At 51.4% G+C, this 14,111-nt stretch carries 14 protein-coding genes; 9 read left to right on the top strand and 5 right to left on the bottom strand.

Annotation, left to right across the window (positions count from 1 at the left end; translation table 11 throughout):
• Nucleotides 1-9: 9 nt before the first annotated feature.
• The 5 genes from F457_RS14380 to F457_RS0106280 all read left to right on the top strand — a co-directional run bounded on the left by F457_RS14380 (nucleotide 10) and on the right by F457_RS0106280 (nucleotide 4,299).
• Nucleotides 10-249 carry a sulfurtransferase TusA family protein gene (locus F457_RS14380; RefSeq protein WP_083912722.1) on the top strand — a complete coding sequence of 80 codons (240 nt, stop codon included), beginning with the start codon at nucleotides 10-12 and terminating at the stop codon, nucleotides 247-249.
• Nucleotides 250-388: 139 nt separating this feature from the next.
• Nucleotides 389-682: an exodeoxyribonuclease VII small subunit gene (locus F457_RS12340; RefSeq protein WP_018980292.1), complete on the top strand. Its 294-nt coding sequence runs from the start codon at nucleotides 389-391 to the stop codon at nucleotides 680-682.
• Nucleotides 679-1,587 (top strand): polyprenyl synthetase family protein, encoded by a 909-nt coding sequence (locus F457_RS0106290; protein WP_018980291.1) that lies wholly within the window; start codon nucleotides 679-681, stop codon nucleotides 1,585-1,587. Before F457_RS12340 ends, F457_RS0106290 begins: the two co-directional genes overlap by 4 nt.
• 7 nt (nucleotides 1,588-1,594) lie before the next feature.
• On the top strand, nucleotides 1,595-3,553 hold the full coding sequence (gene dxs, locus F457_RS0106285; protein ID WP_018980290.1) for a 1-deoxy-D-xylulose-5-phosphate synthase: 1,959 nt from the start codon (nucleotides 1,595-1,597) through the stop codon (nucleotides 3,551-3,553).
• Complete coding sequence (locus F457_RS0106280) at nucleotides 3,553-4,299, top strand: TlyA family RNA methyltransferase (protein ID WP_018980289.1); 747 nt, start codon at nucleotides 3,553-3,555, stop codon at nucleotides 4,297-4,299. The genes dxs and F457_RS0106280 overlap by 1 nt, the downstream gene beginning before the upstream one ends.
• Before the next feature lie 17 nt (nucleotides 4,300-4,316).
• On the opposite strand, the gene F457_RS0106275 is transcribed toward F457_RS0106280, so the two are convergent.
• From F457_RS0106275 to F457_RS14435, 3 genes are all read right to left on the bottom strand, one after another.
• Nucleotides 4,317-4,784 (bottom strand): nuclear transport factor 2 family protein, encoded by a 468-nt coding sequence (locus tag F457_RS0106275; RefSeq protein ID WP_018980288.1) that lies wholly within the window; start codon nucleotides 4,782-4,784, stop codon nucleotides 4,317-4,319.
• Between the two features lie 55 nt (nucleotides 4,785-4,839).
• Nucleotides 4,840-5,358, bottom strand: a complete 519-nt coding sequence (locus F457_RS12335; protein ID WP_018980287.1) for a DUF805 domain-containing protein — start codon at nucleotides 5,356-5,358, stop codon at nucleotides 4,840-4,842.
• Between the two features lie 83 nt (nucleotides 5,359-5,441).
• Nucleotides 5,442-5,816, bottom strand: a complete 375-nt coding sequence (locus F457_RS14435; protein ID WP_083912721.1) for a DUF805 domain-containing protein — start codon at nucleotides 5,814-5,816, stop codon at nucleotides 5,442-5,444.
• A 386-nt stretch (nucleotides 5,817-6,202) separates the two neighbouring features.
• On the opposite strand from F457_RS14435, the gene rlmN reads away from it, so the two are divergent.
• From rlmN to trpS, 4 genes are all read left to right on the top strand, one after another.
• Entirely contained in the window at nucleotides 6,203-7,429 is a 1,227-nt protein-coding gene (gene rlmN / locus F457_RS0106260) for a 23S rRNA (adenine(2503)-C(2))-methyltransferase RlmN (protein ID WP_018980286.1), read from the top strand.
• Between the two features lie 88 nt (nucleotides 7,430-7,517).
• On the top strand, nucleotides 7,518-8,750 hold the full coding sequence (locus F457_RS0106255) for an argininosuccinate synthase (RefSeq protein ID WP_018980285.1): 1,233 nt from the start codon (nucleotides 7,518-7,520) through the stop codon (nucleotides 8,748-8,750).
• Nucleotides 8,751-8,792: 42 nt separating this feature from the next.
• Nucleotides 8,793-9,293 carry an FKBP-type peptidyl-prolyl cis-trans isomerase gene (locus tag F457_RS0106250; RefSeq protein ID WP_018980284.1) on the top strand — a complete coding sequence of 167 codons (501 nt, stop codon included), beginning with the start codon at nucleotides 8,793-8,795 and terminating at the stop codon, nucleotides 9,291-9,293.
• Between the two features lie 110 nt (nucleotides 9,294-9,403).
• Nucleotides 9,404-10,393, top strand: a complete 990-nt coding sequence (gene trpS / locus F457_RS0106245; RefSeq protein WP_018980283.1) for a tryptophan--tRNA ligase — start codon at nucleotides 9,404-9,406, stop codon at nucleotides 10,391-10,393.
• Between the two features lie 7 nt (nucleotides 10,394-10,400).
• Here trpS and lpxB read toward each other — a convergent pair whose 3' ends face one another.
• Nucleotides 10,401-11,621 (bottom strand): lipid-A-disaccharide synthase, encoded by a 1,221-nt coding sequence (gene lpxB, locus F457_RS0106240; RefSeq protein ID WP_018980282.1) that lies wholly within the window; start codon nucleotides 11,619-11,621, stop codon nucleotides 10,401-10,403.
• Between the two features lie 21 nt (nucleotides 11,622-11,642).
• Nucleotides 11,643-14,111, bottom strand: coding sequence for a phenylalanine--tRNA ligase subunit beta (gene pheT, locus F457_RS0106235; RefSeq protein ID WP_018980281.1), 2,469 nt, complete (start codon nucleotides 14,109-14,111; stop codon nucleotides 11,643-11,645).

Below are 14,111 nucleotides of genomic sequence, written 5' to 3'. Positions count from 1 at the left end.
ATATCTTTAATGAAAAGCCCAAAAGCTCCTGCCGAACTTGATGTGCGAGGCCTTTCTTGCCCAATACCTCTACTCAAAACACATCAACGCATGCGCGCCATGAACGCAGGAGATGTCATCCATGTTCTCTCAGATGATCCGGTGAGCTTACATGACATTCCTGCTTGGTGCCATAAAATGGGCCATGTTTTAGTAGAGACTAAGAGATTGACTGAGGGAGTAGCCTTCACAATCCAACATCACGCGTAATCACGATGAGAGCGATACACATTGATTGAGCACTAAAGCGCTTTACACACCCATTGTTTGCCTATCATGGGTAGAAAAAAACTCATTTCCCCTGTAAAGCCGTATTAGTTTCATGACCTGAATCTCAGCTGGATAGTTCATGCCCAACCACAGCACCTCCTCTTCTTCCACGGCCCTTGAGCAGCTCTCATTTGAAGACGCCCTCTCGGAATTAGAGCAGATCGTTCGCGCCCTAGAAAATGGGCAGATGAAACTTGAAGAAGCCATCACGGCCTATGAGCGCGGTGCTGCGCTGCGTCGTCATTGTGAATTACGGTTGGGAGAAGCTGAAATGAGGGTCAAAGCCATTGTGCAACATGCCGATGGCTCTATTCACCAAGATGATATATCATCTGCCGCCGCGCCCAATAGCCGTGAGGAACCATCTCGATGACCGATAGCCGCCCTCTTCCCCTCAAGGAAGCCCTTGCTCAGGCTTGTCGTGAGATTGAACAAAGCATTGACCGTCTGCTTCCCCCCGTATCAGGCGATGAATCACTCCTCATCGAGGCTATGCGGTACGCAGCCCTTAATGGTGGCAAGCGGCTACGTGGCTTTCTTGTGCTTGAAACAGCCGCTTTGTTTGGGGCCGACCATGATGCCGCCTTGCGCGTCGCTGCTTCGGTAGAATTTTTGCACGCTTATTCCCTCGTGCATGATGATCTTCCTGCTATGGATGACGATGACCTCCGTCGAGGGAAGCCATCCACGCATAAGAAATTTAATGAAGCTTTTGCGATTCTCGCCGGGGATGCGTTGCAGACTCGGGCTTTTGAAGTCCTGCTAGAACCAGCCACACAGGCTGATCCTACTATTCGCGCTCACCTCGCTCTTGCTCTAGCCCAGGCTTCCGGCGCTGCAGGGATGGTTGGCGGCCAAGTGATTGATATCCGAGGGGAAGGACGCGCCCTCCCCTTAGAGCAAGTACAACGCCTTCACGCTTTGAAGACAGGCGCCCTTATTCGCTATGCTGCTGAGGCTGGTGCTATTTTGGGTGGTGCAGCAGAAGATGATCCACGCCGTCTCGCTATTCGCGCTTATGGTGACGACCTTGGCACGGCTTTCCAAGTGGCCGATGATGTCCTCGACAGCACCGCCAGCACAGAAGAACTTGGTAAGACCGCCGGTAAAGACGAAGACGCTAGTAAATCAAATTATGTCTCGCTTCTTGGCATTGATGGTGCCCGAGCTGAAGCACGCCGTTTAAGCACACAAGCACGCGACGCCCTTTCCTCATTTGGCCCACGAGCCGAAACTCTCCGCTCCCTTGCGGATTATTTTGTTGAACGCAGGAGCTGATCGCCACATGAGCACTTCTCACTCTTCTATTCCGACATACGGACAATTCCCAACACTTGACCAGGTAACGATTCCCTCAGATTTACGAAATTTTTCGACTGAGCAACTCACGAACCTCGCCAATGAACTCCGCTCCGAAACTGTTGATGCCGTTTCGACAACAGGGGGACATCTTGGCCCCTCTCTTGGGGTTGTTGAGCTTACCGTTGCGCTCCATGCCGTTTTTAACACGCCTGATGATCGCATTATCTGGGATGTTGGCCATCAAGCCTATCCACATAAGATCTTAACGGGGCGCCGCGACCGTATTCGCACATTGCGGCAACCTGGTGGGCTCTCTGGTTTCACACGGCGTGCTGAAAGCCCTTACGACCCCTTTGGGGCTGCCCATTCATCTACGTCTATCTCCGCAGGGCTGGGCATGTCTGTTGCCCATCATCTCCGTGCTGAAAAAGACCCTAGCTATAAAGAACGTAACGTCGTTTCGATCATCGGTGATGGCTCTATCTCCGCAGGGATGGCGTATGAAGCCTTGAACAATGCCGGCGCAATCGGGGCTGGGGCCGAACGTCTTATTGTCATTCTTAATGATAATGAGATGTCGATTGCCCCACCTGTGGGGGCGATGTCGAACTACCTGACGCGTTTGATGTCATCGCGGCGCTTCCTGACCCTGCGTGATCTTGCGGGCAAGCTCGCTAAACGCTTGCCTTCCCGTATTGAGCGTACTGCTAAGAGAGCAGAAGAATATGCTCGCGGGATGATTACAGGCGGCACCCTCTTTGAGGAGATGGGCTTTTATTATGTCGGCCCCGTTGATGGGCATGACATGAACCAGCTCGTACCCATCCTCCGTAATCTTCGTGATGCCGAGAATAATGGGCCTGTCCTGCTCCATGTCATCACGGAAAAAGGGCGTGGCTATAAGCCGGCTGAAAATTCTGGTGATAAATATCACGCTGTCAGCAAATTCGATGTTGAAACCGGCAAACAGAAGAAAGGGCCTTCTGGCCCACCAAGCTACACCACAGTATTTGCGCGTGAGCTGCTCCACCGTGCCGATCAAGATGATAGTGTCGTCTCTATCACAGCCGCTATGCCTTCAGGCACAGGTCTGACAGAAATCGCCCAAAAGCACCCCAAGCGCTGCTTTGATGTCGGCATTGCTGAGCAACATGCGGTGACCTTTGCCGCCGGTCTCGCCTCTGAGGGGATGCGTCCTTTCTGCGCTATTTACTCAACCTTCCTTCAGCGAGCCTTTGACCAGGTTATGCATGATGTAGCACTGCAAAATCTGCCTGTGCGTTTTGCCGTTGATCGTGCCGGTTTTGTCGGGGCTGATGGCGCTACCCATGCTGGGTCTTTCGACCTCAACTATCTATGCTGCTTACCCAACATGACGGTCATGGCACCGGCTGATGAGGTGGAGCTGCTTCATATGACAGCCACCGCTTGGGCCCATGATAGCGGCCCTATCGCCATGCGCTACCCGCGTGGTTCAGGCCGCGGGCTGGCACTTCCTGATGAGGGAACAGCGCTGGAAATCGGTAAAGGCCGTATTATTCACGATAGTGACGGTGAAGGCGTTGCTATCCTTACTCTCGGGCCACGCCTCTATGAGGCTCTTGAAGCCGCTAAAACGCTCACCGCTCAGGGCATCCCTGTCACTGTTGCCGATGCTCGTTTTGCTAAGCCTTTGGATACGGATCTTGTTGAGAAACTCGCAAAGCAACACCGTGTCTTCATTACAATTGAGGAAGGCGCCCCCGGTGGATTTAGCTCACAGGTCGTGCAATATCTCACCAGCTCTACGTTACTAGACCGCTTGGCTTTCCGCCCGATGGCTTTCCCAGATGCATGGCTCGACCATAACACGCCTGAGGCGCAATATGAGGAAGCGGCACTGACAGCCCCTCATATTGTCAAAACGGCGCAAGATGCATTGAAGGTAAAGGCTGCTCAGTAATGGCTAAGAGGCGTGCTGATCAGCTCCTCGTTGAGCGCGGACTTGTTGAGAGCCGCACACGTGCTCAGGCATTAATTATGGCGGGGCTCGTCTATGCGGGCCCCCACGCTGACAAACCGGTTAAAAAAGCGGGGGATCAAATCCCTGAGGATAGGCTCCTAACCCTCAAAGGTCAGGATCACCCTTGGGTCTCACGCGGCGGCTTAAAGCTCGCTCATGCGTTAGAAGAGTTTCCTTTACAGGTTGCAGACGCTATCGCTGTGGACGTTGGCGCCTCTACAGGAGGCTTTACCGATGTTCTCCTTCATCATGGCGCCCGGAAAGTCTACGCCGTTGATGTTGGACATGGCCAGCTTGCATGGAAGTTACGCTCCGATGAACGCGTCGTCGTGCTTGAGAAAACCAATGCTCGCCATCTGACAACGGAGCAGATCCCAGAATCTCCTTCAATCATTGTGTGTGACGCAAGCTTTATTGGCCTCCGCACCGTTCTTCCCGCCGCTATGGCGCTTGCCGCTTCAGGAGCCTGGATGGTAGCGCTTATCAAACCACAGTTTGAAGCAGGCCGCGCGGATATCGGCCCCAAAGGAGTTGTGCGTGATCCTGCTGTTCATGAGCGCGTTTGTGAGGAAATTCGCTCATGGCTGACCTCGCTGCCCGATTGGACTGTACTTGGTCTCACCAAAAGTCCTATCACAGGGCCTGAGGGAAATGTAGAGTTCCTCATTGTCGCTCGTAAAAATTAAGGGGGCTAAGCTGGATTTTATAAACCCAGCGCTTCCATATCTGGAAAATCTTTTGGGCGACTTTCCCCAGACCAGCGTAACACACGTCCCTCTTCCAGAATTTGCACGTCATTGATGCTGGCATGACGGCTGCTCATTTGCCCGTTAGGCGCAAACTGCCAGTTCTCGTTACCGTAAGAACGCCACCATTGCCCAGCCTGATCCTGCCACTCATAGGCAAAACGCACAGCGATGCAGTTTTCGTGCCAAGCCCAAAGGGACTTTATCAACCGATAATGCTGCTCTTTCTGCCATTTCTGGGTCAAAAACTGCACAATGTCCTCACGACCGTTCACAAACTGATCACGATTACGCCAACGTGAATCTGATGTATAAGCCTGCGCAACACGGATAAGATCACGACTATTCCACGCATCCTCGGCAAGCCTCACCTTCTGTGAGGCTGTTTCATGAGTGAAGGGAGGCTTGGGTGGAAATAGAGACATCACTGTTCACCTTTCACTGACGATACTTCTTTATCAGTGAAAGACCTTTTCCCTCTTAAAGCAATTCTTTTTTCTTTTTCTGAAATTCTTCTTCTGTCAAAATACCTTGATTACGTAATTTACCTAATTTCTCAATTTTTTCTAAATTGTCTGATGAAAAAGAATTATTAAACTGTGCACAACCATCCCCCCATTGAGGTCCTTCACCTGCCTTAGGGTTGGGACCAAAGCGGTTTGTTTGTGGGTCACTATCCAGGCAATAAAAAACTAAGTTTACAACAGGTAAAAGCATCCACCAGCCCGAGTGATTACTATCGTGCAACCGTCGTGCATTCACAGACAAATTAGGGATGATCATCGCAAGATGATATATCACACTCACAATTTGAACGGCATCAATAAGCAGGATATTCTTAGACTCATGCACTATAAAAGAAGCACCTGTTAAAGAAAAGGAAATCAAATAGTAGCAGAGATTGAAATACCAAAACTCGCGCCTCCTCGTACGGCCTTTAAAATGAGCGTAATGACGCAGCGCTAGCACAAAACAATAAAATGGGTTACTTGTTTCCATCGATTTTATCCTTTCATACAATATATTTCTTTATTATCTCAAAAAAATAAAGATGACCATATCTATGAATTTAAAAAACCTGACTATACTTTATACGCTACAGAATCTTTCTTTTCTGCTCCTGAAACTCTTCCTCTGTTATAATACTCTTCTCCCTTAATCGTCCCAACGTCTCCTAAAATTCCAAAGAGCCATGTGTCAGTGGTACGACTGGCATTACCGGTTCCATCTCCATAATACTGACTGTTTTCTATAGAAGATGTGCCAATAGACTTTGGCTTACAATCAAAACGGTTATCTGAAGTATCACCACGACGGTACAATAAAACCAAATTGCAACCGGGAACCCTCATCCACCAACTTTTATGATTTGTATCATGTAAGCGCCTAACAGTAACCGCAACCCTTGAAATGACGAAAATAAGAATAAAACTTTCATATTCTTTTGCGTTGCTCAACCATTTAAATCAGTATATTTTTAAACGCATACAAAACACTGCCATATATTCTAATCCTCCACTACAATATCCTTCTATTCTATATTTTCCTAATTCAGGAACCTAAAATATTCTATGCGCCTAACGAAGCAACGTTTTCTTTTGTTTTTGACACTCTTATTCGGTCAAAGTGACTCGTTCTTTTAAACCATCCCCAAATATCCTAAGGGCCAAACCGTCTCTGTGTTCACGCTTTATCCTCATTTAATGGCAACGATACACTTAACACCGCATCAACGTCATCATCATGAAGAACCATCACAACGCTCATACCTCCCACCAAGGCCCTTCACTGAAAGAAGCAATTTTCTAGTTTTTCCCACCCTACCATGCTATGAGCCGCGCCTATGACACATCCGGCTCCATCAACATCTAAAAACTCCCCAGAAGCTGCTGCTCTGAATGAAGCAGAACGCCAACGCATTCAGGCTAAGTCGGCTCTTTTTGCTCCCCCTCCCGCCACAACGGACGATGGACGTAAAGAGCTTGTCGGGCTCTCCCGCGAAGAGCTTATTCAAGAACTCGTCGCCATTGGTGAAAAGCCTTTCCGCGCAAAACAAGTCTGGCATTGGATTTACCACCAAGGGGCAACAGACTTTTCAGCGATGAGCAGCATCGCCAAGCCACTTCAGGCCAAGCTCGCTCAACATTTTGTGGTGAGCCGTCCCGGTATTGTGACCGAACAAACCTCCAAAGACGAGACACGCAAGTTCCTCTTCCGCTTCCGCGATGGGCAAGAGGCTGAAACAGTTTATATCCCAGACCGTCGTGAGGAACGCGGCGCCGTATGCATCTCCTCACAAGTTGGCTGCACCCTCTCCTGCTCTTTTTGCCATACAGGCACGCAAAAGCTCGTGCGTAATCTTGGAGCAGCTGAAATCGTAGGGCAATTTATGGCAGCCCGCGATAGCTACAATGAATGGCCAAGCCCTAAAGACGGCACCACACGTCTCCTGTCCACGATCGTCCTCATGGGCATGGGAGAGCCATTCTATAACTACGACAATGTGGCAAAAGCCATGAAGATCGTGATGGATGGTGAAGGGATCGCCCTTTCACGGCGGCGGATCACTCTCTCGACCTCTGGGGTCGTGCCTATGATGGATCGCTGTGGGGAAGAGCTTGGGATCAATCTTGCAATCTCCCTCCACGCTGTCCGCAATGAGCTGCGAGATCAGCTCGTGCCACTCAATCGTAAATATCCGATTGAAGAGCTAATGGCCGCATGCCGCCGTTACCCGGCCGCATCAAACTCACGGCGGATCACTTTTGAATATATTATGATCCGTGGCGTTAATGATAGCGATGAAGAAGCGCGTGAGCTTGTGCGTCTTTTGGACGGTATTCACGCCAAAGTGAATCTCATTCCGTTCAACCCATGGCCTGGCTCTGATTATCGCCCGTCAACGCGTGAACGCTTGGCAAGCTTTGCTCAAATTGTCATGGATGCAGGCTATTCCGCGCCAATCCGTATGCCACGCGGTAAAGATATTCTCGCTGCATGTGGTCAACTTAAAACACAAAGCGAGCGCAAACGTCGGCTTGAGCAAGCGCTTGCAGAAAATGACCTATAGCCCTTTGCTCTAGTCGCTCGGTCCTCCAGATGTTACAAGGTTGCCTACAAAAACGATCATAACACTCCCTGAGAGGACCGAATTTATTATGGGCAGCTCCTCAGACGTCAAAAAAGTCGTCCTGGCTTATTCAGGTGGACTCGATACGTCCGTTATTCTCCGTTGGCTTCAACAGCATTATGGCTGCGAAGTTGTCACCTTTACTGCCGATCTCGGCCAAGGAGAAGAGCTAGAACCCGCACGCCGCAAAGCCGAGCAGTTCGGGGTTAAAGAGATTTTCGTTGAAGATCTGCGCGAAGAATTCGTAAAAGACTACGTCTTCCCGATGTTCCGCGCTAATACGCTTTATGAAGGCCAATATTTGCTGGGCACCTCTATTGCACGCCCGCTTATTTCCAAACGTCAAATTGAAATTGCTGAAGCCGTTGGGGCTGACGCTGTCGCACATGGTGCAACGGGGAAAGGCAATGACCAAGTTCGTTTTGAACTTTCTTATTATGCGCTCAAACCTGATGTGAAGGTGATTGCGCCTTGGCGTGAATGGGACTTAACCTCCCGCACTAAGCTGCTGGACTTTGCTGAGAAGAACCAGATCCCCGTTACCAAAGACAAGCGCGGCGAAGCCCCCTTCTCTGTCGATGCCAACCTGCTGCACTCCTCTTCTGAAGGTAAAATCCTTGAGGATCCGGCTATTGCACCAGATGAGATCGTCTTCCAGCGTACTATTTCACCAGAGGCCGCTCCAGACAAAGCCACTGAAATCACCATCGACTTCAAGCATGGCGACCCTGTAGCCCTCAATGGCGAAGAGCTTTCCCCTGCGACATTACTGACCCGCCTCAATGCCCTTGGCCGTGACAACGGGATTGGACGTCTTGATATTGTCGAGAACCGCTTTGTTGGCATGAAGTCTCGCGGGATTTACGAAACACCAGGCGGCACGATCCTCCTCCATGCCCACCGTTCCATGGAAACAATTACATTGGATCGTGAAGCAGGCCATCTCAAAGACAGTATCATGCCGCGTTATGCTGAGCTGATCTATAACGGCCTGTGGTTCTCCCCAGAACGTCACATGCTGCAAGCATTGATTGATAGCAGCCAGAACTCCGTAACAGGCCGCGTCCGCATGAAGCTTTATAAAGGTAATGTGGTCTGCGTTGGCCGCGAAAGCCCCAATAGCCTGTATGATGCCCGCGTCGTCACTTTTGAAGATGATGAGGGAGCCTATAACCAGGTCGATGCTCAAGGCTTTATCCGCCTCAATGCGCTGCGTTTGCGCCTTGGTGCGAACATCGGTCGCCGAGGCGGTTCAACCTAAGACGGCGGACAGTATGTCGTGATCATCATGGGAAGAAACATCATGCGCCGTTCTTTACGTTTATCGCTCTCACTTCTCCCTGCCATGACACTTGCTAGCCTTATCGGGCTAGCAGGATGTTCCGGGGATGACAAACCAGAGCTAACCCCAGCCCAATTCATGGCGCAGGTTTACCGCACGCCTCAAGTGCATAAATTACCGAATGGCTTGGCCTATAAGGTGATCAAATCTGGCCCTAAAGATGGTGGCTCCCCCCATCCGGGCAATACGATGATGATTATCTATGAAGGTCGTTTACCTGATGGAAGCATCTTTGACGCCTCGGAAATGCATACAGGGGCTGCCTATATGGAGATGCCGCTGGATGGGGTGATTGAAGGGTGGATGCAAGGCCTTCCCCTCATGCATGTGGGTGATGTTTGGGAACTCTACGTGCCACCTAAACTTGGCTACGGGAACCGTTCTCTTGGGGTTATTCCGCCTAATAGCCCTCTCATTTTCAAGATCCAACTTCTGGGCGTTGAAGAAGGGGAAGGCCCATAATGCGCCTCTTCTCTTCTATTATTCTCACACGTTAACGCGTGTATCTACCGCCTCCTCTGTACGTAGATGAGGCGGTTTTTCTTATTATTTTCCACTCATGAGGCCAGTGCATGCAACGCGTTTTTTCAGGCATTCAACCAACGGGAATTCCTCATCTCGGTAATTATCTCGGCGCGATCCGTAATTGGGTCACGCTTCAGAAAGACCATGATTGTTTTTTCTGTCTGGTCGATATGCATACGCTTACCATGCCCTGGACACCACGGGCCCTGCGTGAGCAAACCTTAGGCAGCACCGCCTGCCTTCTCGCTTCTGGGATTGATCCAACTCGCCTCTACAATCAGTCCGCTGTTAGCGCTCATGCGCGTCTTGGCTGGATTTTTGATTGTGTGTCACGTCTTGGTTGGCTCAACCGAATGACGCAGTTTAAAGACAAAGCGGGCAAACACCGTGAAAACCATTCAGCCGGGCTTTACGTTTACCCGAACCTGATGGCAGCCGATATTCTGGCCTTTCATGCGACGCGTGTTCCCGTTGGAGATGACCAGCGACAGCATCTTGAATTGGCCAATGACATCGCGCAAAAATTTAACCATGATATGGGTGTCGACTTCTTCCCTCATATCGACCCTCTTATCCCCCCTCATGCAGCACGTGTGATGAGTCTGCGTGACGGAAGCAAGAAAATGTCTAAATCAGACCCTTCGGCTCAGAGCCGCCTTGTTCTAACTGATACAGCTGATGAGATTGCCCAGAAAATTCGTCGCGCTAAAACAGACCCCGATGCACTTCCTAGTGAAGAAGCTGGTCTAGAAGGGCGGCCCGAAGCCAGAAATCTCCTCACTATTTATGCAGCAATGACCGACACCACACTTAGTGATGTCTTAGCGTCTTTTGGCGGGCAAGGTTTTGGGAGCTTCAAGTCAGCATTAGCTGATATGCTCGTTGAGAAGCTTGCTCCTGTTGCTCATGAAACACGTCAGTTGCTCAAAAACGAAGATCACCTTCTGCACGTTCTACGCACAGGTGCAGAGCGCGCACGCTCCGTCTCGGAACCGATCGTGAGTGAAGCCGAGCGTCTTGTCGGGTTCTTACGTTAAAAGCCGCTTATTCGCGCTCTCTTAAAGCCGAAAGAGGTGTATTGAGCAACTCAATCACCTCTTCAGCTGCGGCATCGGACGGAGTGCGGCCTCCTGTTGGTGCCAATTTCTCCAAAACAACCGTATAAGCCTCGCGTTGCGCTTTTGCCTTTTCGGGATTATCCATCAGCTCTTTGACAGTTTGTGCAAGGCATTGTGGCGTACAACGCTCCTGAAGCAACTCTGGCACAACCTCACGCCCCGCAAGCAAATTCACCATCGCCACATAAGGCACCTTGAGAAGACGTCGCGCGATAAACGCGGATATTGGATTCACCCGATATGTCACGGCCATCGGTACATAGGCCATCGCAAGCTCAAGCGTTGAGGTGCCTGATTTCGTTAACGCGCAATCAGCAGCGGCAAATGCATCATGTTTATCATGAAGGTCTGTCACAATAATGGGCTGACATTCCCAAGACGCCAACATTTTACGCACCAAAGGTGCCATCAGAGGCGTGGCAGGAACAACGACGGATAATTTCGGGTAATATCTATGAAGCTGCGTTACCATCTTTTTAAAAATCGGCATGAGACGGGGGATTTCAGAACGACGGCTCCCGGGCATAAGAAGTAATATTCGGCTGTCTCGCTCGACATCATGACGCATATAAAAGCGCTCGGCCACGCCATGCGTCACCCCTGATTGCAAGACCGGATGCCCAACAAACCGTCCTTCAAAGCCACGCTGCGCAAACCATTCTGGCTCGAAAGGGAAAAGACATAGCAACCGATCCCATAGCCCTTTATAATGACGTAAGCGCTTTTCACGCCATGCCCACACCTGCGGCGCAACATAATGCAACCGCCTCATCCCCAGCGGGGCAATACGGCGTAAGAGTCGAAACGAAAAGCCGGGACTATCAATCGTAATGACGAGATCTGGCCGACGCAGCTCAATATCCTGCTCGGCCTCCAGCAAACGCTGAGATAGCGCTTTAAGCCGTGGAATAATCTCCACAAAGCCCATGATAGAAAGCTCACGCATGGGAAAAAGGCTCCGCAGCCCAAGCGCTTCCATCCGTCCGCCTCCAAGGCCCGCAAAAACGAGACTTGGATCATGACGATGGAGCGCTTGCATCAAACGGGCCCCAATCACATCGCCGCTCGCCTCACCTGCCAAAATCCAGATGACGCGGCCATGATGGTGCAACGGCACCTGTCCCTTCACAGGAACCATATGCACCATAAACCCGTCCTCCTCTTTCTTTTAGCGACGCAATGTTGCGCCCGTTGCCTTCTGAACAGCCGCTTCAACCGCTTGCGTTAAGCGCTCAAGCTGCTCTTCCTTCAGGCTTTCTTGGTGAGGCTGTAGGGTCACTTCAACCCCTAAGGAACGATGCCCTTCTGGCAGACTGCCACCTTCAAAGATATCAAACAGGCGTACATCATCGATCAACTTACGGTCAGCTCCCCGCACAGCACGAAGCACATCCTGCACGACCACATCAGCAGACGCCACAAAGGCGAAGTCACGACGCACAGGCTGCAATGCAGAAAGAGCAGGCGCAGCTTTACGCTTCTTCTTAGGCAATGGCACCTTGTCTGGGAACAGTTCAAACAACGCGACCGTGCCGGAAAGACCGAAATGACGCGCAACACGCGGGTGAAGCTCACCAAAACGTCCCAAGATTTGCTTAGGCCCTTGGCGTAACTGCCCCGAACGCCCCGGATGATAATAGGAAGGCGCATCTGCTGTCGTATTAAGCGAGGCTTCTGGCACGTTCAGCTCACCAAGAGCGGCCACGAGATCAGCCTTTGCATCTATCCAGCTTGGCTCTTCTGCGCGATGACCCGGTGCACGAGCTGTCACACCACCACGAATACCCGCAAGCACCATATGCGCCCCTGCTTGCCCAAAACACGGGCCAAGCTCAAAGAAGGCACCATCCCCGACAACACAAAATCCATGAGCAAGGTTACGGCCAAGCGCTCGCAAAAGGTTAATCAACGGTGTTGGACGCAGCTGATTAAGGTCTGTTGCGATGGGATTAAGCAGACGTTCACTTTCTCTGACCTCGTCAAAGACAGCAGCATCATGATCGGAAACAAAGGAGAAACCAACCGTCTCCATCATGCCGCGGCTGGCACACAGACGGCGCAGCAGACCGCCACGCGCTTGACGTGGCGTCAACGCAGGAGCTGGCACCATCGTTTCTCGCGGGAGGGCTGCCATTGGTACGGCATCAAGCCCACGGAGGCGCAGCACCTCCTCAATAAGATCAGCCTCAGCCTCAATCTCTACAACCGTCGCCGCTGCTGCTTTTGCTTTCTCTGCAGGTAAACTCGACGCTTGGTCTAAGACCTGACCAGAGGCCACATCATTGCGCCATGACGGCACCGCGAAAACGGCCTTTTCGTCTGTCTGTTCTGTGAGCGTGAAGCCCAAAGCACCCAACAGCTCAATGGCCTCTTGAGCTGAGAGATCAACGCCACCAAAGCTCTTCAACCGTTGAAAGCGCAAGCTTGCCGTGCGCTGCCATGCTGGCTCATCACCGAGCTGGGTGACCTCGCTCGCCTCACCGCCGCACAGCTTGATAATCAACGCGGTTGCTGCATCCAAGCCTGGGCGTACGAGAGCGGGGTCAACACCCCGTTCAAACCGGTAGCGTGCATCGGTCTGAATCCCAAGACGACGCCCCGTCAGAGCAATCTGCACGGCATCAAACAACGCTGATTCAACGAACACATCGGTCGTGTTCTCATCAACAGCGCTCTGCTCACCACCAATAATCCCAGCAAGAGACTGCACACCATGACCATCCACGATGACCAGATCATCCGTGCCAAGAACATGCTCTTGCCCATCAAGCGCGCGGAAAGTCTCTCGCCCAGCCTGCATCAGCTGAAGCGTATCTCCTGAGATTTTATGGGCATCAAAAACATGTAACGGACGCCCCAGCGCCACCATGAGATAATTCGTTACATCCACTAGGGCTGATTGTGGTCGAATTCCCACCGCTTCCAAACGACGCTTTAACCAGTCAGGGCTCGGGCCATTCTTTACGCCACGGATCAATCGCCCAACAATGTAAGGGCACGCCGTCTGCTCCCCCTGCCAGCTAATCGTGCTCGGCCCATTGCCTGTTATCTCATCGATGACCAGCGGCTTAAATGTTCCAAGACCAGCAGCCGCGAGGTCACGCGCAATACCGCGCACACTAAGCGCATCACCACGGTTTGGCGTAATAGCAATATCAATGACAGGGTCATCAAGCTGTGCAAATTGCACATAATCATGACCAATAGGAGCCTCCTGCGGAAGCTCACCAATACCGTCGCTTTCTTCCCCAATGCCCAGCTCACGCAAAGAGCACAGCATACCACCACTGACCTGACCGCGGATCTTCCCCGCTTTAATGGTTATATCACTGCCGGGGATATAGGTACCCGGAGGAGCAAAAATAACATTAAGACCTGTGCGTGCATTAGGGGCACCACACACGACCTGAACCTCTTCAAACCCCTCCCCTGCATTCACACGGCAAATCTGCAGCCGGTCTGCATCAGGATGAGGCAGCGCCTCCATAATGGTCGCGACACGAAAGCCAGAAAGACGTTTGGACGGGTCGTCAACCTCTTCAACTTCCAACCCAATTCGGTTGAGAGTGGCGCAAATCTCATCCAGCGACGCTGAAAAATCTAGATAATCCCGCAGCCATGACAGTGAAAATTTCAT

The organism is Saccharibacter floricola DSM 15669, assembly GCF_000378165.1.
Taxonomy (GTDB): Bacteria; Pseudomonadota; Alphaproteobacteria; order Acetobacterales; family Acetobacteraceae; genus Saccharibacter; species Saccharibacter floricola.
Note: the sequence above shows the minus strand (reverse complement) of the source record. Positions and strands in the feature narration are given on the sequence as shown.